Source organism: Mycobacterium sp. ACS4054, assembly GCF_001667275.1.
Lineage (GTDB): Bacteria > Actinomycetota > Actinomycetes > Mycobacteriales > Mycobacteriaceae > Mycobacterium.
On sequence record NZ_LZHV01000041.1, the window covers coordinates 294,669 to 320,748 of the forward strand.

Annotated in this window: 17 protein-coding genes and 1 tRNA gene; 7 read left to right on the top strand and 11 right to left on the bottom strand. The window is 67.7% G+C overall.

From position 1 onward, the window contains the following. Positions 1–20 precede the first annotated feature (20 nt). Complete coding sequence (locus tag A5730_RS10240; protein ID WP_067899069.1) at positions 21–2,375, bottom strand: MMPL family transporter; 2,355 nt, start codon at positions 2,373–2,375, stop codon at positions 21–23. 193 nt (positions 2,376–2,568) lie between these two features. Between A5730_RS10240 and A5730_RS10245 the strand changes: the two genes are divergently transcribed. Further along, positions 2,569–3,807, top strand: a complete 1,239-nt coding sequence (locus A5730_RS10245; RefSeq protein ID WP_067899071.1) for a GNAT family N-acetyltransferase — start codon at positions 2,569–2,571, stop codon at positions 3,805–3,807. A 157-nt stretch (positions 3,808–3,964) separates the two neighbouring features. Further along, a tRNA-Lys gene (locus A5730_RS10250) sits at positions 3,965–4,037 on the top strand. Positions 4,038–4,411: 374 nt separating this feature from the next. Here A5730_RS10250 and A5730_RS24245 read toward each other — a convergent pair. Both A5730_RS24245 and A5730_RS24675 read right to left on the bottom strand, forming a co-directional pair. Next, positions 4,412–5,425 (bottom strand): cupin domain-containing protein, encoded by a 1,014-nt coding sequence (locus tag A5730_RS24245; protein ID WP_369829869.1) that lies wholly within the window; start codon positions 5,423–5,425, stop codon positions 4,412–4,414. A 256-nt stretch (positions 5,426–5,681) separates the two neighbouring features. Beyond that, complete coding sequence (locus A5730_RS24675) at positions 5,682–6,074, bottom strand: hypothetical protein (protein WP_156745753.1); 393 nt, start codon at positions 6,072–6,074, stop codon at positions 5,682–5,684. A gap of 291 nt (positions 6,075–6,365) precedes the next feature. Between A5730_RS24675 and A5730_RS10255 the strand changes: the two genes are divergently transcribed. Next, complete coding sequence (locus tag A5730_RS10255) at positions 6,366–8,108, top strand: DUF3556 domain-containing protein (RefSeq protein ID WP_067899075.1); 1,743 nt, start codon at positions 6,366–6,368, stop codon at positions 8,106–8,108. Between the two features lie 4 nt (positions 8,109–8,112). On the opposite strand, the gene A5730_RS10260 is transcribed toward A5730_RS10255, so the two are convergent. After that, the gene (locus A5730_RS10260; RefSeq protein ID WP_067819696.1) at positions 8,113–8,340 is read right to left on the bottom strand and encodes a DUF3618 domain-containing protein; all 228 of its coding nucleotides are present in this window, start codon (positions 8,338–8,340) and stop codon (positions 8,113–8,115) included. A gap of 97 nt (positions 8,341–8,437) precedes the next feature. On the opposite strand from A5730_RS10260, the gene bcp reads away from it, so the two are divergent. Further along, positions 8,438–8,911, top strand: a complete 474-nt coding sequence (bcp, locus tag A5730_RS10265) for a thioredoxin-dependent thiol peroxidase (RefSeq protein ID WP_067899079.1) — start codon at positions 8,438–8,440, stop codon at positions 8,909–8,911. A gap of 12 nt (positions 8,912–8,923) precedes the next feature. Here bcp and A5730_RS24250 read toward each other — a convergent pair whose 3' ends face one another. Next, the gene (locus A5730_RS24250) at positions 8,924–9,187 is read right to left on the bottom strand and encodes an MmpS family transport accessory protein (RefSeq protein ID WP_082946789.1); all 264 of its coding nucleotides are present in this window, start codon (positions 9,185–9,187) and stop codon (positions 8,924–8,926) included. 178 nt (positions 9,188–9,365) lie between these two features. On the opposite strand from A5730_RS24250, the gene A5730_RS10270 reads away from it, so the two are divergent. Both A5730_RS10270 and A5730_RS10275 read left to right on the top strand, forming a co-directional pair. Next, positions 9,366–9,659, top strand: a complete 294-nt coding sequence (locus A5730_RS10270; RefSeq protein WP_156745754.1) for a hypothetical protein — start codon at positions 9,366–9,368, stop codon at positions 9,657–9,659. Between the two features lie 66 nt (positions 9,660–9,725). Next, positions 9,726–10,232 (top strand): DUF3060 domain-containing protein, encoded by a 507-nt coding sequence (locus A5730_RS10275; protein WP_067899084.1) that lies wholly within the window; start codon positions 9,726–9,728, stop codon positions 10,230–10,232. A gap of 24 nt (positions 10,233–10,256) precedes the next feature. Here the strand turns inward: A5730_RS10275 and A5730_RS10280 are convergent, their stop codons facing one another. From A5730_RS10280 to A5730_RS10300, 5 genes are all read right to left on the bottom strand, one after another. After that, positions 10,257–11,582, bottom strand: a complete 1,326-nt coding sequence (locus A5730_RS10280) for a dipeptidase (protein WP_067899087.1) — start codon at positions 11,580–11,582, stop codon at positions 10,257–10,259. 10 nt (positions 11,583–11,592) lie between these two features. Beyond that, positions 11,593–11,991, bottom strand: coding sequence for a holo-ACP synthase (locus A5730_RS10285; RefSeq protein WP_067899090.1), 399 nt, complete (start codon positions 11,989–11,991; stop codon positions 11,593–11,595). Positions 11,992–12,002: 11 nt separating this feature from the next. Continuing rightward, on the bottom strand, positions 12,003–21,227 hold the full coding sequence (locus tag A5730_RS10290) for a type I polyketide synthase (RefSeq protein WP_067899092.1): 9,225 nt from the start codon (positions 21,225–21,227) through the stop codon (positions 12,003–12,005). Between the two features lie 541 nt (positions 21,228–21,768). Further along, positions 21,769–22,491 (bottom strand): DUF1906 domain-containing protein, encoded by a 723-nt coding sequence (locus A5730_RS10295; protein WP_067899095.1) that lies wholly within the window; start codon positions 22,489–22,491, stop codon positions 21,769–21,771. Positions 22,492–22,551: 60 nt separating this feature from the next. Beyond that, positions 22,552–23,445, bottom strand: a complete 894-nt coding sequence (locus tag A5730_RS10300) for a MerR family transcriptional regulator (RefSeq protein WP_067899098.1) — start codon at positions 23,443–23,445, stop codon at positions 22,552–22,554. A 40-nt stretch (positions 23,446–23,485) separates the two neighbouring features. Between A5730_RS10300 and A5730_RS10305 the strand changes: the two genes are divergently transcribed. After that, positions 23,486–24,634 carry an aromatic ring-hydroxylating dioxygenase subunit alpha gene (locus A5730_RS10305; protein ID WP_067899101.1) on the top strand — a complete coding sequence of 383 codons (1,149 nt, stop codon included), beginning with the start codon at positions 23,486–23,488 and terminating at the stop codon, positions 24,632–24,634. A gap of 60 nt (positions 24,635–24,694) precedes the next feature. Here A5730_RS10305 and A5730_RS10310 read toward each other — a convergent pair whose 3' ends face one another. After that, positions 24,695–26,041, bottom strand: coding sequence for a lipocalin-like domain-containing protein (locus tag A5730_RS10310; RefSeq protein ID WP_067899102.1), 1,347 nt, complete (start codon positions 26,039–26,041; stop codon positions 24,695–24,697). Between the last annotated feature and the right edge of the window lie 39 nt (positions 26,042–26,080).

The following is a 26,080-nucleotide window of genomic DNA, read 5'->3' on the forward strand; positions in this document are numbered from 1 at the left end:
CGCTGCAACGAAAGAGCGGGCTAGCCACGGTAGGTCGCGGCTTTGGCGGGCCACCTCCGGATCGAGGGCCGCGGCTCGGGCGCGTCGTCGGCCCAGCGCCGCCGCCCCACCGCCGCGGCCGCGTCTTCACCCGTCTCGGACCGTTCCCGCAGCCTCTGCAGCGGTTTGGGCGCCCACCACGTCCACCGGCCGAGCAGGTGAAGGAACGCGGGCACCAGGACCATCCGCACCAGCGTGGCGTCGGCCAGCACGGCCAGGGTCAGCCCGACGCCGAGCATCCGCATGAACGACACTTGCGCGGGAATCAACGCGGCGAACGAAATGGACATCACCACCGCCGCGGTGGTCACCACCCGGCCGATGCCGGCGATGCCCAGGGCCGTGCTCTCGTCCGTGGCGGCACGCGCCTCGGCCGGCGTCGGCGGCGTCTCCTGAATCGCCTGCGACGCCAGCCAGTATTCGTGGATCCGCGAGACCAGAAACACCTCGTAGTCCATGGCCAGACCGAAGGCGATGCAGAACAACAACACCGGGATGTTGGCGTTCAACGTCCCGTTGGGGGTGGTCCCCAGCGCGCCCAGGTTGCCGTCCTGGAAGATCCACACCATCGCCCCGAACGCGGCCGTCAGCGACAGCAGGTTGCACGTCAGCGCCTGCAGGGGCAGCACGGCGCTGCCGGTCAGCAAGAACAGCAGCGCGAAGGTGATCAGGGCGATCAGCCCGAACACCACGGGCAGCCGCTTGGTGATCGCGCCGACGCTGTCGCGGTTGATCTGCGCCAACCCGGTCATCTCGACCGCCCGCCCCGCGGGCCCCGCGACCTGGTGCAATCGGTCGAGCTGGGTGTTCGAGGCGGCCGAGTAGAGCGGTGCGCGGCTGGCCACGGTGAGGAACGCGCTGCCGTTGGCGGCGCCGGTGGGTCCGGCGGGCGGGCCGACCCGGCTCCCGGCGACGAACGTCCCGGTCGGCGCGGTGACCGCGGACACGTCGGACACCCGGGACAGCTCGGCGGCGTAGTGATCCAGGGCGGCGGCTCCCACGCCGCGGGCGTCGGGCACGACGACGGTGACCCCGTTGCCGAACCCGTTGGCGAAGTCGTTGTCCAACATGTCGGCGACCTGGCGCGCCGACGCCGACCGCGGCAGCACGCGCTCGTCGGGGAACCCCCACTTCACGCCCAGGAACGGCACCCCCAGCAACAGCAGCAGCGCGACGACGCTCAGGCCGACCGGCATGGCGTGGCGCACCACGTACCGGGTCGACCGGTACCAGAACTGCTCCTCGAGCGGTTTGTGCGCGTGGTCGCGGAACGACCGCTGCCCGTGCAGGATGCGGTGCAGCACCCGGCGGCCGTCCAGCGAGTCCAGCCGGGGACCCAGCAGCGCGATCGCCGCCGGGGTGACCACCACCGCCGCAACCGCGACGATGATCGCGGTGACCACGATCGTGTAGGCCGACGACTTGAGGAAGTACATCGGGAAGACCGCCATCACGGCCATCGACAACCCGACGGTGGTGGCCGAGAACAACACCGTCCGGCCGGCGGTGGCCATGGTCCTTATCAGCGCCCGCTCCCGGTCGCCGCTGCGCGCCAGCTCCTCACGGAAACGGCTGATGATCAGCAGGTTGTAGTCGATCGCCAGGGCAAGTCCCATCGCGATGCTCAGGTCCAGCGCGTAGGTCGACACGTCGGTCGCGAAGCTGATCAGCCGCAGCACCGACATGGTGCAGACGATGGCGAGGGTGCCCAGCACGATCGGCAGCGCGGCCGCGACCACGCCGCCCAGCACCCAGACCAGCACCGCGAAGCTGAGCGGGATCGCGATGGATTCCATCAAGAGCAGGTCGCGCTCGTTCTGGTCGTTGATCTGGGCGTACGCCACCGCCATGCCCCCTGCGCGCACGGTGACACCGTCGCGGTCGTGCACCAGTTGGTCGGTGAGCCGGCTGGCGTATTTCTGGGCGTCGTTCTCCCCGCCCTTCAGGCCCGCCACCACCATCCCGGATTTTTGGTCCTTGCTCATCAGTTGGGCTGCGGCCTGCGGCGACGACGTCCACGCCGAGGACACGTCCAACACCCACGGCGATCGGCGCAGGTGGTCGACGATGTCCAAGCCGACCCGCCGCGCCTGATCGCTTTGGGCGCCGGCGGGGGCGCTCACCACGATCAGCATTTGCTGATCCGTTTGGTTGAACTTGTCGCGAAGGACTCCGGACGCCCGGGAGGACTCCGAAGTCGGGTCCTGAAAGCCGCCGCCGGACAAGCTCTTGATCACCGGGAGACCGAAGATCGCCGCTCCCACCAGGACCAAGACCGCAACCGCGATGATGCGGCGCGGCGCGGCGATGGCAAGTCGGGTGATCGCTTGCAGCATCCTCGGTCCTTTCCGGTAGGAATCCCCCGGCGTATCCCTATACCCGAACGACACGACCTGACCCATATCCGTCGGACGGCGGCCATGTTTGGTTATCCACCGCTCGGGTATCGGGTTCAAAGGGGCACCCTCAGTACGGCATTCGCTCTACGGAGCGCCGGTTTGGCTGGGCTATAAGCGGATTGGATGCGTGATGAACTCGACAAACGACGCCATCAGCATGCGACATCCAACCGAAGACGACCTGGCCGCCGTTTACGAAAATCAGGCCCGCACGTTCGGCGATCCGGTCGACCCACGTGGCATCGAGGCGTGGAAACGCCGCGTCGACGTCGATGACATTCTGGTGGCCGAGGACGTCTCCGATCCGGGGCAGCCGTTCCTGGTGGGCACGTCGATCATCTATCCCACGCAGCTGACGGTGCCGGGCGGCGCCACCCTGCGAGCCGCGTGGCTGACGATGATCGCCGTCGCGTCCACGCATCAGGGCAAGGGCGTGTGGGGACAGCTCAGCGCCGAGGGGCTGGGCATCCTGATCGAGCGGGGCTATCCGATCGTCTTCGGCGTGCCGACCCAGACCGCGATGTACGACGGCTTCGGCGCCGGCGTGGGCAGTTACCTGCGCAGCTACTCGATCGACCGCCGCTTCGCCAAGCTGCGAACGCCACCGAAAAAAATCCGCGCTCGGGAGATCACCGCCGCGGAGGCGAAAAGCCACCTGCCGGAAATCTACGAACGATGGTGTGCCACAACGAATGGCGCGGTCGCCCGCGACGAGGCGTGGTGGGCGGATCACCTGCAGGACCTGCCGACGCAGCGAGGCAACGGGACCGCGCTGAACTACACGATCCACCCGGACGGCTTCCTGACCTACCGCGTCGTCGGTGAGGCGGATCACGGCTACCGGCCGCCGCTGGGCACCGTGGTGGTCGAAGACTTCTGCCCCATCACCGACGAGGCCCACACCGAATTACTGCAGACGTTGTTGGTCCTGGAGATGTTCAACACCGTCGAGATCGACGTGCCCGTCGACGACCCGTTGCCTCTCAAGCTCACCGACCTGCGGGCCGCCGAAACCACCGGCGTCAGCGATTTCCTCTGGGTGCGCATCAACGACGTGCCCGAGGTGCTGGGCACCCGCGCGTACGCCGCGGATATCGAGCTCGCGTTTGAGGTCACCGACCCCCTCGACCTGGCCGGCGGCCGGTTTCTCCTGCAGGCCCGCGACGGCGTGGGGAAATGCACCCCGCACGACGGGCCCACCGACGTCAAGATCGGCCTGGCCGACCTGGCCACCATCTACCTGGGCGCGCACCCCTCATCCGAGCTCCTGCGAGCCGGCCGGATCACCGAAGAGCGCCCGGGTGCGATCCGGGACCTGGATGCCGCCTTCCGCACGGATCGCGCGCCGTACTGCGGGACACTCTTCTGAGAGACGTTGCGCCGCAGTCACTTCCGGCGCTCGAAATCACTGGAGCGCCCGGGTGCGCGCTACCGCCCACCCTGACGTCTACGCAGGAGGGGATCCGTGATTTCACTTCGCGGCAGGACGCCTGTTATTGTCGCGTACGCGGTCTAGGCCGTCGAAAGCGCCGTTAGCTCAGTTGGTAGAGCAGCTGACTCTTAATCAGCGGGTCCGGGGTTCGAAACCCTGACGGCGCACAAACCCACTACCGCAGCTCGAGCGGCAACTGCCATTTGAATCGTGTTGTTCGACTGCCGCCAGGAATTCGGAGTGGATCGAAATGGCCGCGACAACGCCTCCACGCTGCCGGAGCCTGTGCACGCAGCAAACCAACTTGCATATGTGGTCGATCGTGTCGCAGCTGATATCGCGTACCGCTCCTCGCCCTTAAGAGCCTCTGGTGATGAGCCGGACACGGCTAAATCCCCACAGTCGCATTACACCGGGTACCTCTCCGACCGAAGCCAGCACACCACTCACCAGTATCATCAACACCCTTCCTCTTTAGCCAAAAACCGAATGCGCGAACGGGACCCTTAACAACACCGCCAACTTTGACTACGCATTGCGGTTAGACCTGTGAATCGGGCTCTGCGATCGAAAGGAGCCCCTCGCGAACAAGCCGGCGAACCAATACCAACTTGGCCTCCTCAGTGAGAGATCCCGGCAATTCTTGCGCGGAGAACCGTTCCGTCTTTGCGATCACATTCAAGGCCGGTTCAATGGCAACGGGGCCTGAGACCTTATTCCCAGGGAATTGGATGCTTGCTTGCCCATCTGTTACAGACACAGAGCAAGTCATACCAGACCGCCGCAAAAACACCGTTGCCGAGTCGATCTCATGAATCCGATCAAGGGAGAGAAAATGGCCATCCGGAGCCGGAGATCGTCCCTCGTGCATGCGTTGTGTTAGCCGACCGACTGCGGTCGAACCGTAGGAGTCCCACGGCAGCGTGTTAAGCAACTCGCGGAGAGGGTCCATGGCGTCACTTGTCGGCGAACTCTGTTGCAGAAGACTTGACGGCACCGCCTCACGAAGGCGCACATTCTCGTCGGCGGCGACGCGGAGCGCTTCTTGGAGCAAGTCGACCCAACGAAAAACATTGACGCCCACGGTCAGGTGCAACGACGAGCCGTTTGTGCTCAACGCCTCATGAATATGTCCACGTGGAATGTACAGGACGTCTCCCGGGCTTAAGAGGTGCTCATCTCGGGGCGGACCGATCTCGTCTTTCAAGACCGGTCGGTCAGCCGCCGCGAGGGGAAGCGCGTCCGATTGGAAATCATAAAGTCGCCAACGCTTTTCGCCCGCTAACTGCAAAATGAAAACATCATGGTCGTCGAAATGAGGACTGAAACCTTGGGAATGCCTAGGGGTAAAGTACAAATTCACGTTTACCGGATGTCGCAGCGACTCCTCCAGTCTCCTGGATAAGATCGCGATGGTCCCCCAACGCGCCTGGAGTCTGTTGATGATTATTGTGTACCCGGAATTGTAGGCATCGTATAGCGCGTAGATGTCGGGCGTTCCATCCCAGGCGCGTGGTACAGATCGAGTGGATGATTCAGCATCATGCGCTTTCACGAGTGCTACGTCGTCTCCAGATGAATGGATACATGTCAGCTGAAGAGCAGAGTCCATGTCCGCAACAGAGAAAAGCCCTGAATAGAAACTTGGTGAATTTCTGACGCCGAGATAGGGTCGTTTCTCCCAATATTCCCCAAAAAATCGAGCCAGACCAAGCGGACTAAGGAGAGTCTCTAAACTATATTCTATCAAAATTACCTTGGCCTGTCTTGGGAGGTGATATCTGACTAAGACATCTTAGATTTCAGGCCGACTACTGCCACGGGTAATTATCCTTCTTTCTACATTGCCCGTCGGCATAAACGCCCTTCCATTCGTCGCCACCGACCGGACATGCGTTACCTTTCATATCCGTCAAATCAGTTGGTGTTACGGGTCCCGCCTCGGTACCTGAAGTCAGATCTCCGTCTGTCAGGTCGATCCCTTCGGGCGCGATCACGGTCGACGTCGCGATACCGTCGGACTGGTTGGCCGCCTGCGCCGACGGAGCGGCGGCACCAAGTATTGACGCCGCACCTGCGGCGATGGCGGCACCGGTAACGGCAGCGGCGGCGGTACGTATTGATCGACGACGGCCGAGCTGCTTCTCGCTTTTAAGGTCCTCATCGCATAGGGTTTCGCCAACTGGTTCGACGACGTCAGACATCGAAATCTCCTTCGAATCACTACCTGTATGGGGAGAACCAGGCGGTGGCTGATATCCGCCGAGTCTTTGCTCAGCTAAAGTGCGAATGCTCAAGCCCACAAGTGCCGAAAGTCCCTAAACAGCGAGCGAATGATTCGCAATCAGTCATGCCAGTGTCTAGCCAAAATCAGCCGCGGAGTTGTGTTCACCCGACTTTTTCGGCGTGATTTGCCCGCCGCGCGACTGATCCTGCCGGTAGCTTCTCCTTCACAGCGAGTGCCCCTGGAAACGAGCCGCGTCGAAGGAGCTGCAATGGGGTTCATCCAGCCGAATCTGCCCGTCGTCGACGTGGCCGAATGGAGCAAGCAGACCCGCGCGCAGCGGATCGTGCCGATGGTGCGCCACATCGCCGAGAACGGCTTCGGCACCCCGCTGATCATGCACGTGATGTATGGCGTGAAGATCGCGCTCTACATCCTCGGCGGCTGGGTGTTCGGGTGGTGCACGACCGGCATCGGCAGCTTCACGGGCGTCGCCGCGTGGTGGTCGGAACCGATCGTGTTCGAGAAGGCCGTGCTGTACACGATGCTGTTCGAGGTGATCGGCCTCGGTTGCTGCTTCGGTCCGCTGGCCGGCCGCTACTTCCCGCCAATGGGCTCCATCCTGTACTGGTTGCGGCCCGGCACCATCCGCTTGCCGCCGTGGCCCGACCGGGTGCCGCTGACCAAGGGCAGCGTGAGAAGCCCGATCGACGCGATGCTTTACGGCGCGCTGCTGGTGCTGCTCACCACCGCACTGGTGTCCGACGGGACCGGACCAATCCCGGCCCTGCACACGAACATTGGCGTCTTGGCGCCCTGGCACACCGTCGCGATCCTGGCCGTGCTGGCCGTCCTCGGCCTGCGGGACAAGGTGATTTTCCTGGCCGCCCGCGGCGAGGTCTACGCGCCGCTGGCTTTGGTTTTCCTGTTCGCCGGGGCGGACTCCATCATCGGGGCCAAGGTCGTCTTCATGGTGATCTGGCTCGGGGCGGCCACCTCAAAACTCAACCGGCACTTCCCGTTCGTGATCTCGACGATGCTGGCGAACAACCCGTTCATCCCCTCGGGGGCGCTCAAGCGGTCGATGTTCAAGCGCTATCCGGACGACCTGCGGCCCAGTGCGCTGGCGGGATTCATCGCGCACTTCTCCACTGCAGTGGAAGGCCTGGTGCCGCTGGCGCTGCTCTTCTCGCACGGCGGCTGGCCGACGGCCATCGCCGCGTTCGTGATGATCGTCTTCCACCTGAACATCCTGCTGGCCTTCCCGATGGGGGTGCCCCTGGAGTGGAACGTCTTCATGATCTTCGGCGTGCTCTCGCTGTTCGTCGCGCACGCATCCCTCGGGCTGTCCGACCTGGCCAACCCGGTGCCGGTGGCGATCCTGTTCGTCGTCATCGCCGGCGTCGTCGTCGTCGGAAACCTCTACCCCCGCAAGGTGTCCTTCCTGCCGGGCATGCGGTACTACGCGGGCAACTGGGACACCACCGTGTGGTGCGTCAAGCCCTCGGTCGACGACAAGTTCCGCACCGGCTCGCGCGCGCTGGGGCCGATGCAACACCTGCAGCTCGAGCGGCTCTACGGCTCCAAGGAAGAGACCCTGGTTCCGCTGCACCTGGCCATGGCGTTCCGCGGGATGAACACGCACGGCCGCGCGCTGTTCACCCTCGTGCACCGCGCGCTGGCCGGCTACGACGAGGACGACTACAACCTGTGCGAGGGCGAGGTGCTGTGCTCGATGGTGCTGGGCTGGAACTTCGGCGACGGGCACATGCACAACGAATGCCTCATCGAGGCGCTACAGCAGCGGTGCGACTTCCAGCCCGGCGACGTCCGGGTGGTGATCCTGGACGCGCAGCCCATCCACCTCCAGCGACAGGAGTACCGGCTGGTGGACGCGGCGACCGGCGAATTCGAACGCGGCTACGTCGAGGTCGAGGACATGGTCACGACGCAGCCCTGGGCCGACGACCTCCCGGTGCACGTTCAGAGCGGCACGGGCGCCGGCATGACCTGAGGGGTCAGCGGTTGCGCACCCGGTGCACCACGACCACGACCACCAGGACACCGACCCCGGCCAGCGAGACCGTCACCGCGGGCTTCTTGACGAACTCGACCACCTTGACCTTCAGGTCGTCGGCCAGGCGGCGCGGGTTGGCCCGCACGGCCAGCGAGTCGACGGTCGCCGCCAGCTGGTCGCGAGCGACGTCGATGTCGCGCTTGATGGCCTCGGGGTCCCGGTCCGCCACGTGTCTGTCCTCCCAATCGGCCTGATGCACCTGAGGCACTACCCTAGATCAGCTGGCGATAACCCCAACGCTCCGGTGAACAGAAAGGGGCCCAGAATTGGCCGAGACCGCGCGGCTTGCGCCTGGTGACAAAGCGCCCTCCTTCAGCCTGCCCGACGCCGACGGCAACGCGGTGTCGCTGTCCGACTACAAGGGCCGTCGCGTCATCGTGTACTTCTACCCCGCCGCCTCGACGCCGGGCTGCACCAAGCAGGCCTGCGACTTCCGCGACAACCTGCACGAACTCAGTGACGCCGGCCTCGACGTCATCGGCATCTCCCCCGACAAGCCCGAGAAGCTGGCCAAGTTCCGCGACGCCGAGAAGCTGACGTTCCCGCTGCTGTCGGATCCCGACCGCAAGGTGTTGACGGCCTGGGGCGCCTACGGCGAAAAGCAGATGTACGGCAAGACCGTGCAGGGCGTCATCCGCTCGACGTTCGTGGTCGACGAGAAGGGCAAGATCGCCGTCGCTCAATACAACGTGAAGGCCACCGGCCACGTCGCCAAGCTGCGCCGCGACCTGTCAGTCTGAGCCGGCTGTCGGTTACGCGGCGCATTGCGCCAGGCCGGCTTCACTCGTGCCCGTCGTCGACTTGGTGTCCTTCACCGTCCCATTGACCGTGATCGTGCAGGTCGTCTTCTGGCCGGTCGGGTTCGCGGCAACGGTGAGCACCGCCGCGGGACTGGTGTCCTTACTGGTAAACGAGATCGACCACGGCGACGGCTGATTGGTCACCATCTGCAGAACGCCTGCCGCGTCGATGTACGACACCAACAGTGCGGAGGCCCCAGCGATTTGCGACTTCATCAGTGCTCCCTTCTGCCGCCCCCGCTGCGCGTACTCTGCGCCAACTACGGAGCTTCGGCAACTTCTGCACCGGTGTGCACGTCAACGAAGTTGAGATCGGTAGCGCGAGCGAACACCGAGAATTTCGCTAGTGGTGCGCTTTGGCGTGCGGCACAATCAGCAACGAAAGGACCATCAGATGAACGCACCTCGCTCTTTGCGGCGGGTCATTGCGGCCGCGCTGCTTTCCGGCGGCGTGGCGGTGGCCGGTATGGGTTTGGCCGCGCCCGCCGGGGCCGGCCCGTCGTATTGGCACTACTGCCCCGGCCAGAGGTGGGGATACACGGTTCCGATACCCCCGGGATTCGACCTGAGCGTGTGCCACTGGTTCGCCGTCACCGTTGAGAACGGCCCGTCGGGCCCGGTGTATCACTTCGCGGAAGCCGATCCGTCCCAGGTTCCGCCGCCGGCGCCCGGCTTCCCCTGGCCGTGACGGGTTGATGCCGCCCTTGCCAGCAGACCATTGCGCTGCACACCGCGAGAAGCGGATCATCTAGCCGTGGACGCGGACGACCCCGAGCAATACATTCGCAACCTCGAGCAACGCGCCGGCCAGGGCAACGGGTCCACGCCACAGCCGTTCGGCACGGTTAACGACGGGCAGCCCGGCGGCCTACGCACGTTCGCGGATTTCGTGAAGTCACTGAACACGCCGCGGGGCAAGGTGATCTTGGGAGCGTGCTCGGTCGTGGCGGTGTTCGCGATCGGGTTCTTCTTGAGCCACTCCGGCACCACCGTGCAGGGAAACCTCGTGATGATCAACAGCGGCGCGAGGGACAAGATCGACTGCAACAACGGAAACCTGAAGCTCGACGGCGACAACAACACCTACACGGTCACCGGCCACTGCAAGAGGCTCGAGGTCTTCGGCAGCGGGAATCGCGTCGCGTCCGACAGCGCCGACACCATCAGCGTCTTGGGCGACGACAACGCGGTGACCTTCCACTCGGGCTCACCGAGGATCGAGAAGACGGGAAACAACAACGCCGTCTCTCAGCGGCCGTAACCTATTGGTACGCAAGGGCACCCGTCAGCCCAGGTTGGCCAGCAGCAGGGCCTCGGCGATCGCGGCGCGTTCCAGCACGCCGAGGTCCAGGCTCTCGTTGATGCTGTGCGCCTGGGTGTTTGGGTCCTCGACGCCGGTGACCAGGATCTTGGCTTGCGGGAAGGCCTCGGCGAACTCGGCGATGAACGGGATGGAGCCGCCCATCCCCATGTCGATCGCATCGGTACCCCACGCCTGCCGGAAAGCCGCGCGCGCGGCGTCGTACACCGGGCCGCTGGCGTCGATGGCGTACGGCTCGCCGATGTCACCGCGGGTGACGGTCAGGCGCGCGCCCCACGGCACGTGCTCGTGCAGGTGCGACGTCAACGCGTCCAGATGCGCCGCGGCGTCGCCGCCCGGCGCGACCCGCATACTGATCTTGGCGCGGGCCCGCGGGATGAGCGTGTTAGACGCCTTCTCGACGGGCGTGATGTCGACACCGATCACGGTGATCGCCGGCTTGGCCCACAGCCGCTGCGGCGCCGGACCCGAGCCGATCTCGGCCACCCCGTCCAGCAGTCCGGAGTCGGCGCGCACCCGCTCGGGCGGGTAATCCACCGGGGCGGCGGTGCTTTCGTGCAGGCCGGCCACGGCCACGTTGCCGTCGTCGTCGTGCAGGCTGGCGAGCAGGCGCACCAGGACGGTCAAGGCGTCGGGCACCACGCCGCCCCAGATGCCGGAGTGCAGCCCGTGGTCGAGCGTGGCGACCTCGACCACGCAGTCGACCAGGCCCCGCAGCGAAACCGTCAGCGCCGGAACGTCGGTGCTCCAGTTGTCGGAGTCGGCGATGACGATCACGTCGGCAGCGAGCGCCTCGCGGTGAGCGGCCAGCAGCCGGCCCAACGACGGCGAGCCGGATTCCTCCTCGCCCTCGACGAAGACGGTCACGCCGACCGGGGGTTGGCCGCCGTGCGCCCGGAATGCGGCCAAATGCGTTGCGATGCCGGCCTTGTCGTCGGCGCTGCCGCGGCCGTAGAGCCGCCCGTCGCGTTCGGTGGGCTCGAACGGCGGCGACGCCCACTGGCCGGCGTCGCCCTCGGGCTGGACGTCGTGGTGGGCATACAGCAGCACGGTCGGAGCGCCCGGGGGTGCCGGATGGCGCGCGATGACCGCGGGCGCGCCGCCCTCGCTGACGATTCGCACGTCATTAAAACCGGCCTGTGACAACAGCTCCGACACCGCCCGCGCGCTGCGGTGCACTTCGTCGCGCCGGGCCGGGTCGGCCCACACCGATTCGATGCGCACCAGGTCTTCGAGGTCGCGGCGCACCGACGGCAACACCTCGCGGACGTGCTCGACAAGCTCGCTCATGGGTCCGAGGCTAGTCGGCGGTGGTCTCCAAAATCGCCACCGCGGCGGCGGTGTCCCCCTCGTGGGTCAGCGACACATGGATCGTCACGTCGGCCAGATGCTTGGCGATGTCGCCGCTCAGCCGCACCCGCGGCCGCCCCCACATGTCGGTGACCACCTCGATGTCGCGGTGGATGTCCTCGGGCAGCACGGGTCGCTGCGCGAACCGGGATCCCGACCAGGCCTTGATCACCGCCTCCTTCGCGGCCCAGCGGGCCGCCAGGTGGCGCGCCGCGAACGAACTCTTGTCCGAGGCGTCGCGGCGCTCACCCGGGGTGAACGTCTCGGAGAAGACGGTTCCGGGCTGGTCGACCTGTTCGGCGAAATCAGGGATGGAGACGACATCGATCCCCACACCGACAATTCCCATGGCAGGCCAGGCTAACGGACGACCTCGTAGGCGTCGTCGTCGCCCAACCGCGACGCCGGGTTCAGCAGCATCGCCGCCTCCTGGCGCTTCTCCGGCACGTCGTGGTTGAAGCGACGGTCCGCCGGCCGCTCGTACATCGGCGCACCGCCGGCGATGGCCGAGGCCAACCGCCGCTGACCGGCCAGCAGCCGCGCCTCGGCGCGCCGCTGGTAGTCCGCGCGCTGCTGCGGATCCAGGGCGGCGATGAACGCCTGCGGGTGCACCAGCGCCACCAGCCCGGACACGTGGCCGAAGCCGAGGCTGGTCAGCATGCCGGCCTTGAGCGGGAACTTCTCCCCGAGCCGCAGCGTCTCGCGCACCCAGACGAAGTGCGCCGAGCCGGCCAGTTCGTCGTCGACGCAATCCAGGCTGCGGTTGGGCGGGATCACCCCGTCGCGCAGCATCTGGCACAGCCCCATCATCTGGAACACCGCCGCGCCGCCCTTGGCGTGGCCGGTGAGGCTCTTCTGCGACACCACGAACAGCGGCGCGCCCTCGGAGCGGCCCAGCGAGTCGGCCAGCCGCTCGTGCAGCTCGGTCTCGTTGGGATCGTTGGCCAGGGTCGAGGTGTCGTGCTTGGAGATCACCGCGACGTCGTCGGCGCCGACGCCGAGCTTGGCCAACGAGCGCGCCAACTGCGAGTCCTTGCCGCCGCGGCCGGCGCCCAGCGCGCCGAGCCCGGGGGCCGGGATCGACGTGTGCACCCCGTCCGCGAACGACTGCGCGTAGGCCACCACCGCCAGCACCGGCAGGCCCATCTTCAGCGCCAGGTCGCCGCGCGCCAGCAGGATGGTGCCGCCACCCTGCGCCTCGACGAAGCCAAGCCGGCGCCGGTCGTTGGGCCGGGAGAACTTCGAGTCGTCGATGCCGCGGCCACGCATCATGGAGGTGTCGGCGGTGGCGGCCATGTCACCGAAGCCGATGATGGCCTCGAGCGTCAGGTCGTCGAAGCCGCCCGCGACCACCAGCTCGGCCTTGCCGAGGCGGATCTTGTCGACGCCCTCCTCGACCGACACGGCCGCGGTGGCGCAAGCGCCGACCGGGTGGATCATCGCACCGTAGCTGCCCACGTAGCTCTGAATGACGTGCGCCGCAACGACGTTCGGCAGCACTTCCTGCAGGATGTCGTTCGGCTTGTTCCGGCCGAGCAGGTTGCCGTGATACATGGTCTGCATCGACGTCATGCCGCCCATGCCGGTGCCCTGGGTGCTGGCCACCAGGCCCGGGTGCACCCACCGCATCAGCTCGGCCGGGGTGAATCCCGACGACAGGAACGCGTCGACGGTCGCGACGATGTTCCACAGCGCCACCCGGTCGGTCGAGCTGGCCATGTCCTGGCTGATGCCGAACACGGTCGGGTCGAACCCGGTGGGGATCTGCGCGCCGACGACCCGCGACAGCTTGGTCTTGCGCGGCACCCGGATCTCGGTGCCGGCTTTGCGGATGACCTGCCAGTCGCTGGAATCGGGCACCGGCCGGATGACCGTGTGCTCGGGGTCGAACTCGACGAAGGCGCGGGCGTCGGCCTCCGAGGACACCACGAAGGCGAAGTCCTTCTCCAAGAACACCGACACCAGCAGCGGCGACGCGTGGTCGGGGTCGATCGCGCCGTCGTCGACGAACTCGCGGATGCCCACCCGCTCGACCACGACGTCGTGGTAGCGCTCGACCAGCTCGGTCTCGTCGACCAGCTCACCGGATTCGGTGTCATACCAACCGGGTTGGGGGTCGTCCTCCCAGCGGACCAGCCCGGTGGTCCAGGCCAGCTCGAGGACGCCGGCCGCCGACAGTTGATTGTCGACCTCCATCTCGAACCGGGTGCGCGACGAGCCGTACGGCCCGATCTCGGCGCCGCCGACGATGACCACCAGGTCGGCCGGGTCGACATCGAGGTCGGCCCACTGCGGGGGCGGCGCCTGGTTGAAGCCGCGCGGCGGGGACGGCAACGCGGCGATGGTGCCCTCGGCGTCGACGCCGTCGGCGTCGTCATCCGAGGCGGAGCCGGCCCGCTCGCGCGCCTTTGCGGCCAGCTCGGCCATGTCGAGGTTGGCCTCGGCGAGGCCGCCGGTCAGGTCCGCCTTGATCGGCGCGCCGGCCGCTGCGACCTTGGACTCGACGTCGCAGAGGTCCAGCAGCATGGCCGCCATCTGCTCGGTGGAGTACGTGGTGACACCGGCCTCCTCGACGGCCTCAACGATGGCGTCGTTGTGGCCCATCAGCCCGGTGCCCCGGGTCCAGCCGATCAGCGCGTGCGCCAGGCTGACCCTTGCGGCCCAAGAGGATTCGGCGTGCCAACGGCTCACCAACGCGTCCAGCGCCGACTTGGCCTCGCCGTAGGCGCCGTCGCCGCCGAACATTCCGCGGTTGGGCGAGCCGGGCAGCACCACGTGCAGCCGCGACGCGATGTCGCGCTCGGCGCCGATCTTGGACAGGCCGCCGATCAACCGCTGCACCGCCCACAGCAGGACCTTCATCTCCATCTCGGAGCGCGAGCCGGCCTCCGACAGGTCGCCGGCGACGCGGGGCGCCGCGAACGGGAACAGCAGCGTCGGGGTCTGCGCGTCCTTGATGTGAATGGACTGCGGCCCAAGGCTTTCGGTCTGCTCGTTGCCGACCCATTCGACCAGCGCGTCGATGTCGGAGTAGGACGCCATGTTCGCGGCGACCACCCACAGCGACGCCCCGTACCGGGCGTGGTCGCGGTACAGCCCGCGATAGAACGCCAGCCGCTCGTCGTCGAGCTTGGATGTCGTGGCGATGACGGTGGCTCCGCCGTCGAGCAGTCGCGCCACCACCGAGGCGGCGATCGAACCCTTCGACGCGCCGGTCACGACGGCGACCTCGTTGCTGTAGGGGCCGGGGTCCGGATTCTCGGCGCCGGCGGCGATGCGGCCGTACAGCGACGCGTGAATCTGGCGACCGGCGGCCAGCGCCTTGCCCTGCCACCAGGTGGCCTGGGTGGCGACGACATGGCCTGCGCCCTCGAACCTTTCGGACAGGCTCGTCCACCGGGCGTCGATGTCGCCCTCGTCGGCCAGCCAGAGCTTGACCAGGTCCTCGCGGGCGCTGGCCCAGCGGTCGTCGAACACCACCGCCTTCTTGGCGTCGAAAGCGGGCGCCACCAACCGCGGCCAGTCCGCGCCCAGTTCGGCGGTGACCAGGTCGATGAGCTCGGCGTCGGTGGCCGCCGGCATCGCGCTCACCGGGTCGTCATGTCCCAGTTGGCCCAGGATCAGCCGGGCCGCCGAGGCGAGCACGCCGTCGCGACCGGTGATCTGGTCGGTGAACTCGCTCAACGCCGCCGCGTCGACGGTCGCACCGCCGCCGCCACCCGACGACGGCAGCGCCACCGCGATGCCGCGGCGCGCGGCGACCGCCGTGACGGCGGCGTCGATGACCTTGTCGACCGAGGCGGCGTCGGCCAGCGCGCCCTCGTGCAGGTGGCCCATGGCGCCGCCGCGGACGCTGGTGCCCTCGCGGGTGCCCAGCGCGACCTCGACCGTGACGTGCTTGGCCCAGCCGTCGCCGAGCTCCCAGGTCTTCTTGACCCGTTCGGCGATCGCGGCGGGCCGCTTGCCCGAGGGCCCCAGCACCGTGCGCAGCTGGTCGTTGATCGCGTCGGAAAGCACTGGGCCGAAAGGCTTGTAGGTGCGCGCCAACTTGGTCACCTGCGACCGCAGGCCGGCCAGGTCGGCCTCGGCGGCGCCGTCGATGGCGCCCAGGTTCAGCTCCGAACCGAGGTCCACCAGCAACTGGTTGCGGCGCGACGAGGCGCCGTCGGTGATGGACTCGATGGAGTCCAACTCCTCGATCTGGTCGATGCGCATCTTCGCCGACAGCGCGATCAACGCCAGGGTGGCGTCGGCGGCGTCGAACCCGATGTCGTCGGGTCGGGGAGCACCCGACGGAGCAGTGGCGGGCGCCGCAGGGGCGGCCTCCACGGGCGCAGCTCCCTCGGCTGACTCGGCGGCCGGCTCCGCAACGTCTTCCGCCTCCGGCTCGGGGTCGGTGTCGGTGGCGAACAGCACCGCGGCGTCGCGCTCGGCGTTGAGCACTTCGACTGTGCTGTGGGCATATTCGGGAAGCTTCAGGGTGTTGGTGGCCAATCCGGCGACGGTCGGCGCCGACTTCACGCCGATCTCGACGAACCGCTCCACGCCCAGACCGCCCGCGGCCTCCTCGGTGAACAGCAGGTCCTGGGTCTCGATCCAGCGGACCGGGCTGGCGAACTGCCACGCCAGCAGCTCGATCAAGACGATGCGCGCCATCTCGTTTCGGCGCTCGGTGAGCCAGGTGTCGTAGTCGGCGAGGATCGCATCGAGCGGCTCGGCGGGCACCAGGTCGCGGATCTCCTGGATGAAGTCGCGGTCCAGGGTGAACGGCCGTGGCACCAGGTTGGGGATGTAGCGGCCGATGATGACGTCGGGATCCTTATCGCGCGGCATCACGCGCTCGAGCGAGCGGCGGAACTCCGCCACCCCGACCCGCAACACCCGCGAGTGGAACGGCACGTCGATGCCCGGCACCAGGATGAACGAGCGCTTGCCGCCGGTGAGTTCGCGGCGCCGCTCCACCTCGGCTTCCAGCTCCTCCAGGCCGCGGACCGTGCCGGCGATCGCGTACTGCGAACCGCGCAGGTTGAAGTTGACGATCTCCAGGAATTCACCGGTGCGCTCGGCGATTTCGGCGACGAACGCGGGCACCTCGTTGTCCGGCAGGTCGATCTGGGACGGCCGGATCGCGGCCAGGCGGTAGTTGGAGCGGCCCAGCTCGTCGCGCGGCACGATGTCGTGCATCTTCGAGCCGCGGTGAAACACCGTCTCCAGCAACGCTTCCAGTTCGTAGATGCCGGTGACGCAGGCCAAGGCGGTGTACTCGCCGACGGAATGGCCGCAAGCGATCGCGCCCTCGACGAAGGCGCCCTGCTCACGCATCTCGGCGACCTGCGCCGCCGCCACGGTCGCCATCGCGACCTGGGTGAACTGCGTCAGGTAGAGCACGCCCTCGGGGTGGTTGTAGTGCACGCCGCTGGCGATGATGCTGGTCGGGTTGTCGCGCACCACGTGCAGCACCGAGAAGCCCAGCGTGTCGCGGGTGAACTTGTCCGCTTTGTCCCACACCTTGCGGGCCGCCTTGGACCGGGCGCGGACGTCCATGCCCATGCCCTTGTGCTGAATCCCCTGACCGGGGAACGCGTACACCGTGTGCGGGGCGGCCAGGCGCGCCGTCGCCGACATCACCAGGTCGGATCCGATCCGGGCGGCGACCTCCAAAACCTCGGCGCCCTGGTCGATTCCGACGCGGTCGACGCGGAAGTCGACCTCGTCACCGGGACGCACCATGCCCAGGAACCGCGCGGTCCAACCGACCAGTCGGGCCGGGGGCCGGGCCTGCCCGTCGGTGGCGGTCACCGCGTGCTGCGCGGCGGCCGAGAGCCACATGCCGTGCACGATGGGCGATTCCAGGCCGGCCAGCAGCGCGGCCGCCCGGTCGGTGTGAATCGGGTTGTGGTCACCCGAGACCACCGCGAACGGCCGCATGTCGACCGGGGCGGTCAGCCGGACGTCGCGGCGGCGGCGCCGCGGGGTGTCGGTCGCGTTCTCCGACACCGCACCACCGGCCCGCACCGGGTCGGTCAACTCGCCGGTGCCGGTGCGCCCCAGGATCGCGAACCGCTCGTCGAGGCTGGCGATGGTCGCGCCGTCGGCGCCGGTGATCGTCACCGCGACCCGCACGACGCGACCCATGTCGGTATCGACGGCCGGGAAAGCCGTTGCCCTGACGGCCAATTCGGCCGGCTCCTTGGGCAACGCGCCGACCAAGTGGGCGGCGTGGTCGAGGTGCACGAGGCTCAGCAGGCCTTCCACGACCGGGACACCAGCGTCGGTGACCGCCGAGCCGATCGCGGAGAAGACCGCGGGCCAGCACAGGCCGACGAGCGCGTCGGGCACGGTGGTGAGGCCGGGCGCCAGCGGCTCGCCGAAGGTCGCCGTCACGCCGGTGTGGTCGGCGACCCGCTCGGGGTCCCAGTCCACGGTGACGGCGGCCGTGCCGTCGACGACCGCGGGCAGGAATTCCGGGCCGTCGACACCGGCGGCGATCGCCAGCACCGCGCGCATGGCGTTGGCGGCGTCTTCGGTGGACACCACCGGGGTGGCGCCATCAATGGTGTTGGCGGGCAAGGTGAATGGGATGTCGATCCAGGTACCCGACAGCGGAACGCTCAGCACCACACGGTCGCTGTCAACCTGGAGCCGGGCCCCGGTGGACGAGTGGGTGGCGCGCCGACTTTCGGGACCGTCGTGCACCAGCCAGTCGCCGGGGTCGGCGATGCGGTGGACCGGGTTGGTGGCGGTGCGGCCGGCCCACTGCACGTCGGGGGCGTCGAGCACGACGGCCAGCGGCCCGGTCACGTCGGGGCGGCCCCGCCGGCGCGACGCCACGTCCCGCGGTTGCCCGTCGGCCGACAGCACCTCGTCGATGGCGGCCTGCTCGAAACGGTCGAGCAGCTCGCCGACGGGCTCGTCCATCCGGGTGATGCCGGCCACGGCCGAAGTGCCCGGGATGATGCAGACCTGGTCGGCGTCGTAGCGGGCGTCGTGCGCCTGCCACAGCGAGTCGCTGCGCCACCAGCGCCGCACGTCCTTGTCGATGACCGGCACGAAGTTGACCGGTTTACCCAGCGTCTTGCACAGCGTGACGAAGAACGGGACGTCGGCCGGGTGCAGCTGCACCGACTCGGCGTCCGGGTAGTGGGCCAGCAGCGTGGCGATGGCCTGCTGCGGGCTCTCCAGCAGCGCGGGGTCGTCGAACAGCGTCTCGATCGGGCCGAAATCCTGTGGGTGCAAACGCGCTTCGGCGCGCTGCAGCATCTGCTGGAAGCGGTCGCGCCAGGTGTCGGCCAGCCACGGGCTGCCGGGCGCGGCGGTGTCGGCCGTCGAGTTGCCCTCGCCGATGGCTAGCTCGACGTAGCGCTGCAGCCACTGCAGGTAGGTCATGTCGGCGACGTCGCCGAAGTACGGCTTGGCGGTGTTGGCCATCACCGCGATGATCTCGTCGCGGCGCTCGGCGACGGCCTCCGCGTCACCGGCGACCTCGTCGAGCAGCCGGCCGCACCGCGAGGCGCTGTTGTCGATCTCGTGAATGTCCGCGCCCAGCTGGCTGCGGCTGGAAGCCATGCCGCCCACGGCTTTTCCGGCGCCGATCCACTGGTCGGTGCCTTGGGTCTCGACGAGCATCCGCTTGACCGACGGCGACGTGGTGGCCTCCTTCGTCGCCATCGCCGCCGTGCCGACGAGGATGCCGTCGATCGGCATCAGGGGGAAACCGTACGCCTGCGCCCACCGCCCGGACAGGTACTCGGCGGCCCGCTCGGGCGTGCCGATGCCACCGCCCACGCACACGGTGATGTTGGGCCGCGACCGCAGCTCGGAATACGTTGCCAGCAGCAGGTCGTCGAGGTCTTCCCAGGAGTGGTGGCCGCCGGCGCGCCCACCCTCGATGTGCATGATCACCGGCTTGGTGGGCACCTCGGTCGCGATGCGGATGACCGAACGGATCTGTTCGACGGTGCCGGGCTTGAACACGACGTGGCTGATGCCAACCTCGTTCAGCTCCTCGATCAGCTCGACGGCGTCCTCGAGGTCGGGGATGCCGGCGCTGATCACCAGGCCGTCGATCGCCGCCCCGGACTGACGGGCCTTCTGCACCAACCGCTTTCCACCGACCTGCAGCTTCCACAGGTACGGGTCGAGGAACAGCGCGTTGAACTGATAGGTGCGGCCGGGCTCGAGCAGCGTGCCGAGTTCCTCGATGCGCGCGGCGAAGATCTCCTCGGTGACCTGCCCACCGCCGGCCAGCTCCGCCCAATGTCCCGCGTTGGCCGCGGCGGCGACGATCTTGGCGTCGACGGTGGTCGGGGTCATGCCCGCGAGCAGGATCGGCGAGCGTCCGGTCAACCGGGTGAACTTCGTGGAGAGCTTGACCCTGCCGTCGGGCAGGCGAACGACGGTGGGCGCGTAGGTCGACCACGCGCGCGCCACCTCGGGAACGGCCCCGACGGTGAAGAGGTTGCGCTGCCCGCCACGGGTCGCGGCGGGCACGATGCCGACGCCCAGGCCGCGGATCACCGGCGCGGTCAGCCGGGTGAGGATGTCGCCGGGCCCCAGGTCGAGAATCCAGCGCGCGCCCGCGTCGTGCACGCGGGTGATCTCGTCCACCCAGTCGACGCAGCGCACCAGGATCGACTCGGTCAGCTCGCGAGCCAGCGCGACGTCCAAGCCGACCTTCTCGGCCCAGCCACCGACGATGTCGATGCCGTCGGCCAACCGGGGCGTGTGGAAGCCGACCTCGACCTGCACCGGATCGAAGACCGGCGAGAAGACGTCGCCGCCGCGCAGCTTGTTCTTGCGGTCGGCCTCTTCCTTCTCGGCGATCTGCTGGCAATAGAGCTCGAACCGGGACAGCTGTTCGGGCGTGCCGGTGATCACGACCGAACGCCGGCCGTTGCGGATGGACAGCACGGGCGGCAGCACGGTCCGGACGTCCTGCGCGAACTCGTCGAGCAGCCGGCGAATGCGCTCGGGGTCGGCGTTGGTCACCGACACCATCGGCGGGCGGTCGCCCAGCACGGAGATCCCGCGCCGTCGGGCCACCAGCGTGCCCGCCGCGCCGATCAGCTGGGCCATCGCGAGCAGCTCGGCGTCGCGGGCGCCCGCGGCCTTCAGCGCCTCGACGGCCAGGACGCCCTGCGAATGCCCGGCGACGGCCACCGGTGGGGTGGCGTTGAGGTCCATGCCCTGGCGCGCCAGCGCGCGCACGGCCGCCATCTGGGTGAGCAACACGCCGGGGATGGACACCGCGGCCGACGTCAGGTGCTTGGCCGACGGGACGGGGTCCTCGGCCGCCAGCGCGCGCACCCAGGCGAGCGGCTCGAAACCGATCGGGCGCACCACGACGAGCTCCTTGGCCACCGGCTCGAGCAGCAGCTCCACCTCACCGACCAGCGTTGCCAGGTCGGATTCGATGCCCGCCGACGACACCAGTTCTTCGAGGGTTTCCAGCCAGGCGCTGCCCTGGCCCCCGAACGCGACGGCGTACGGCTCCCCGGCCGTCAGACGGTCGACCAGAGCATGGGCGGTGTGCGGTCCGTTCGGATTGCGCTCAGCGGACACCCGGTCGTGCTCGTGGATCGTCACGTCTGTATCTCCCTCAATGCGTCATGTACGTCTTACGTATCAGTGCGTTCAGCCGGTCCGAAGGGGACAGGAACTCTGGAGAGTCCGTCGATTCCGCATCGAATCGCGACAAAATCCGTCTGGCCGGTGTGTTGTCGGCGGGCCGCCGTATGGCTCGAGCGGCGCGGCGGACTGCATCGGCCCCACTAAGAGTGTCATAAGGATCGGCCCTCGTTTTGCGTGCTGATCGGTTACTGGTGAGTTCTACGCACGGGTAACCGTGTCGTGGGTAACACCGGGTTTAGGCCGCGGCGCGGGCGCGCCGAACAAACCCGCTGCATGCAGGTGGTTACGGTCGAGTAGCTATAACTGCGCTGATCAAAGCAGTTTTGTTATGTAATCGTTATGTAAAAATTTCGAGCCGTCGAGCCGCGCGGAGGCCGCCTCCGTCGCGTCGTCGCGGCGTCGGCCGCTTCCGCCTTTTCCGGAAATGAGCGAACGAGTGTTTGCTGGGATCTCTAAGAGTCGCGGCCCGCCGGTGCCGGCGGAAGGGCCGGCGAGGCTAGGCCCACTGCCCGAATTGCGGCTGGAGGATCTCGTTGACGTCCACCCCGACCCCGCCGACGCTGCGTTTGTCGATTTCGACCTGATGCAGATGGGCCGCGGGGTGGGCGAATCCCTTGGGCGAGCCCCAGTTGTGCTGCCAGAAGTAAGAGCCCAATCCGTCGTGCAGCGCCCAGTCGATGGTCTTGGAATTGGCGTACACACCTGTGCGCTGATGACCGATCACCGACTCCCAGGACCGCAGGTACGGCGCGATCTGCTGTTTGTACTGGTCGTAAGAGGGGTCGTCGTCGATGGAGGCGTAGATCGGCGCGGTGGCGGGCCCGCCCGCGGCGGCGTGGAGTTGCATCCCACGTTGCGCGTGCTGGATGCCGGCGTTGGCGCCGCCGAGCCAGTCGGCGGTGTTGCCCTTGCCGTACTGATAACAGGAGACGATCTTCAGTCCGCTGCTGTTGAGGTCGCGCGCCTCGTCGACTCCGATGGGCTTGCCCAGCATCCAGTTGCCGCCGGGGCGCCGGTCCGACACGTACCTGATCGCGCCCACGGCGCCGGCGGCCCGGATCTGGCTGGCCGGGATGACCCCGGCCGCGTAGTCGAGCAGGGTGCCGAGCGACGCCGCCGCGGTGGCCGAGCGCAACGAGGCGCCGGCGCCGCCCCGGCCGCCCCGGGGGGGCGTCGCCGCCGCCAATTTGAGCAGGTCACGCCGCGACACCGAGGACACAAGCGACAGGGTACGACAGAAGTACCATCTGACACATTGACCACACAGGTCACATGTGCATCACAGTGCCGCATCGTCGGTTTGGGACGGCGCCGACGCGGGCAGGACGATGACGCTGACGGCCTCCAGGCCGCGGCGGGACGTCTCGCGCGCGACCTCGTCCAGGAAATGAGCGGCCGCCGGGTTGATGGATCCCGCCCAGGCGCGGAAGCCCTGCACGATCACGGGATCACGCTCCAACGACGGTTGCACGCCCCGCAGCACGCCGACCACGTCGTCGGGCAGCGGGTCGGCCAGCTGCTTGTCGATCCAGCTGCGCGCGAGTTCCGTCGCGGCCGATCGATCGTCACCCAACCCGATCACGTCGCCCGCGAGGGTGCGCAACCGGTCGAACAGCACCTCGCGTCCCGGGGTCTCGGCCAGTTGGGCCAGCAGGGTGCTGGCCGCCGGCGGCAGCACCATCTGGCCGAACAAGACCGGAACCGGCAACTCCCACTCGTCGAACAGGTCGGCGTACATGGCGGCGACGGGCGCGGCCAACGGCGCGCTGAGCCGCCCGATGACGCCGATGCTGTCGCGGTGCGTGGTCGCCAGCCGGCGCAGGATGTCCTCGCCGACGTCGGCGTCGGGACGGTCGGTCGCGGCGTCGATGGCCGCGATCAACTGGTCCAGCCGGTCGCGCTGGCGCATCAGCAACGCCCGGTGCTCGTCGAGCACACCCGCCAGGGTGGTGCGCCCGCCCTCGATCAGGCGCTGGATGTCATTGATGCTCAGGCCGAGACTTCGCATCAGGTCGATGCGCAGCAGGTCGAGCACCTGCCCCACGTCGAAGACCCGATAGCCGTTGGACAGATGCTCGGCGCGCAGCAGGCCGACCTTCTCGTAGTGGCGGATGCGGCCGGACGCGATCCCGGTCAGGGCCGTGACGTCGCCGATCAGCAACTGCTCAGCCACTCCTTGACCTTACAACTGTGGCAAGGTCTGTACTGGTCAGATGGAACGCGACCAGCTGATCGACCTCACCCGCCGCGCCTTGAAGCTGGCGCGCGACAAGACCACCGACCTCGCCCCGGCGCAGGCCCGGATCGAGGCGCGGGCGTACACGTCGGCCGAGCGCCACGAACGGGATCGGGCCATGGTGATGGCCAGCCCGCAGTTGGTCGGCTACGTCTCGGAGCTGCCCGGCCCCGGCGCGTACTGCACCAAGACGGTGATGGGCCGGTCGATCCTGTTGACCCGGACGACCGACGGGTCGGTCAAGGCGTTCGACAATGTCTGCCTGCATCGCCAGTCGCAGGTGGTGACCGGCTGCGGCACGGCGAAGCGGTTCACCTGCCCGTACCACGCGTGGACGTACGACAACACCGGGCGGCTGGTCGCGCTGCCGGGCCGGGAGGGATTTCCGGAGATCACGGTGAAAGCCGACGGGCTCACCGAGCTCCCGGCCGCCGAGTTCGCCGGATTCCTTTGGGTCGCATTGAATCCCGGGTCCGTGCTGGACGTGGCCGCGCACCTCGGCCCCCTGGCCGACGAGCTGGATTCGTGGGGCATCGGACGCTGGGCGCCGCTGGGCGAAAAGGTGCTCGACTGCCCGATCAACTGGAAGCTTGCGGTCGACACCTTCTCGGAGAACTACCATTTCGCCACCGTGCACCAGCAGACCTTCGCCACCATCGCGCGCAGCAACTGCACGGTGTTCGACGCGTTCGGTCCGCACCATCGGTTGATCTTCCCGCTCAACACGATCCTGGGGCTCGACGAAGTGCCCGAGGAGCAATGGGATCCCTTCCACAACATGGTCGTCATCTACGCGTTGTTCCCCAACATCGTGCTGTCGGTGACCATCGCCAACGGCGAGCTGTTTCGCATCTACCCCGGTGATCGCCCGGGGAGATCGATTACGGTGCATCAGAATTCGACGCCGCTGGACCTTTCGGACGAATCGGTGGCCGCGGGCGCGCAGGCCGTCTTCGACTACGCCCACGCCACGGTGCGCGACGAGGACTACCGGCTGGTCGAAGGCCTGCAGGCCAACCTCGAGTCCGGTGCCCGCGAACACCTGCTGTTCGGCCGCAACGAACCGGGACTTCAGCATCGCCACAACGCCTGGGCCCAGGCGCTTGCCAAGATTCGCGACACTTAAACCACGCACACGACACGCCGCAACACACGTGCGTGGTTTCAGTCTCGCGGCCCCATTCCCTCAACCCTCGTCGGACAGCGCCGTTACCAGATCGTCCAACAGCGTTGTGAGCGTGTCGCTTTGGCCCGAACGCACCGTGGTCAACAAGCCGATCGCTTCGCTTCGGCGGCCCCGGGCCAGCAGCTGCACCAGCAGGCCGGCGGCCGTCTGCAGGTCCCGGTCGGCCGGCTCCATGTTCGCCACCGTGGTGGTCAGCACCTCGACCAGCTCCCAGTCCCGGTACAGGGCCAGGGAACGCTCGTTGAACGCGAAGCCGGTCACGGGCTCGCCCCACAACGTTCCGTGGTACCGGTACGGGCCCTCCATGTACTCGATGGGCAGTCCGTGGGCGGGCGCGGGCACCAGCGGTTCCCCGACGATGTCGAGTTGCATGGTGCGGCAGGTGATCCGGTGCCGGTCCGGCAGGTAGCGGGCGTCCGCGTGCGGCCGCACCAACGGTTGCACCGCGTCCGGCCATCGCACGTAGCTGCTGACCGTCACCTCGACGTCTTCGGCGCATTCCGGCGGCACGGCGGGATCGGGATGGCTGGTTGTCACGCCGGTAAACGGTTGCAGCGCATTGCCATTGGTGCGGTCGAACTGCCGCCAGATGCTCAGGTCCACGCCGTTGTCGAAGTTGATGGTGCGCCATTCGTGCGAGCGGGCCCTCGGGTCTCCCCCGGTTCCCCCGCCGCCGGCGTATTTCGGGAACCATTGCCGGTCGATGTGCCCGCTGCTGCCGGACACCTGCTGGACCAGGTCACCCCAGCGCAGGGTGCCCGTCATTGCCATGCCGGTCTGGAAGTACGAATAGGTTTCGGTCTGGCCGAAGCAGCAGATCTTTCCGTTGTAGGTCGACGCGCCCACCGGTGTCGGTGCGCGCGTTGGTGTTACGGCCAGGTCCAGCCGCATGGGCCGGCCCGACTGGTCCTCGCCGACCAGGCTGACGCGGTAGGTGTAGGGCAGCAGCCCGCCATCGCCGTCGCGGCAGGTGGTCCAGGACGCGGTGCCGGCCCCACTGGCGTAATGGATGTCGAGATAGCCGGGGGTCAACGCCAACTTGTGCTGCGCTCCGGGCTTGAGGTTGGCCGGCGGCATGTCGTAGTCCGTGTAGGTGCCGTAGTCACCGGAATCCAGATCGAACAGTGCCAGCGTGTAGAAATCCGCGACCACGGTGCCGCCGGGCCGGTTCTTGTTGAAGATCGTCAGAAAGGCGAACGACCGGCCGGTCTCGGCGGCATCAAGCTGCCCGGCGATGAACCAGGTGTCCGACTCCTGGTCCGGATGCTCGCCCTCGGCGGCGGGGAAATCCAGCTGGCTGTCGCCGGGCACCAACTGGAACGGGTAACTGCGCCAATCGCTGGTCATATCGGCCCTCGCTGCTTTTTTCGCTATGTTAGCGTCAAT

Excerpts from the sequence above, each read along its gene's own strand:
- A5730_RS10310 (WP_067899102.1), bottom strand. The coding sequence starts at position 26,041 with ATGACCAGCGATTGGCGCAGTTACCCGTTCCAGTTGGTGCCCGGCGAC.
- A5730_RS24675 (WP_156745753.1), bottom strand. The coding sequence starts at position 6,074 with ATGTCTGACGTCGTCGAACCAGTTGGCGAAACCCTATGCGATGAGGAC.
- A5730_RS10255 (WP_067899075.1), top strand. The coding sequence starts at position 6,366 with ATGGGGTTCATCCAGCCGAATCTGCCCGTCGTCGACGTGGCCGAATGG.
- A5730_RS10270 (WP_156745754.1), top strand. The coding sequence starts at position 9,366 with ATGAACGCACCTCGCTCTTTGCGGCGGGTCATTGCGGCCGCGCTGCTT.
- A5730_RS10245 (WP_067899071.1), top strand. The coding sequence starts at position 2,569 with ATGAACTCGACAAACGACGCCATCAGCATGCGACATCCAACCGAAGAC.
- A5730_RS24250 (WP_082946789.1), bottom strand. The coding sequence starts at position 9,187 with ATGAAGTCGCAAATCGCTGGGGCCTCCGCACTGTTGGTGTCGTACATC.
- A5730_RS10240 (WP_067899069.1), bottom strand. The coding sequence starts at position 2,375 with ATGCTGCAAGCGATCACCCGACTTGCCATCGCCGCGCCGCGCCGCATC.
- A5730_RS10280 (WP_067899087.1), bottom strand. The coding sequence starts at position 11,582 with ATGAGCGAGCTTGTCGAGCACGTCCGCGAGGTGTTGCCGTCGGTGCGC.
- A5730_RS10305 (WP_067899101.1), top strand. The coding sequence starts at position 23,486 with ATGGAACGCGACCAGCTGATCGACCTCACCCGCCGCGCCTTGAAGCTG.
- A5730_RS10285 (WP_067899090.1), bottom strand. The coding sequence starts at position 11,991 with ATGGGAATTGTCGGTGTGGGGATCGATGTCGTCTCCATCCCTGATTTC.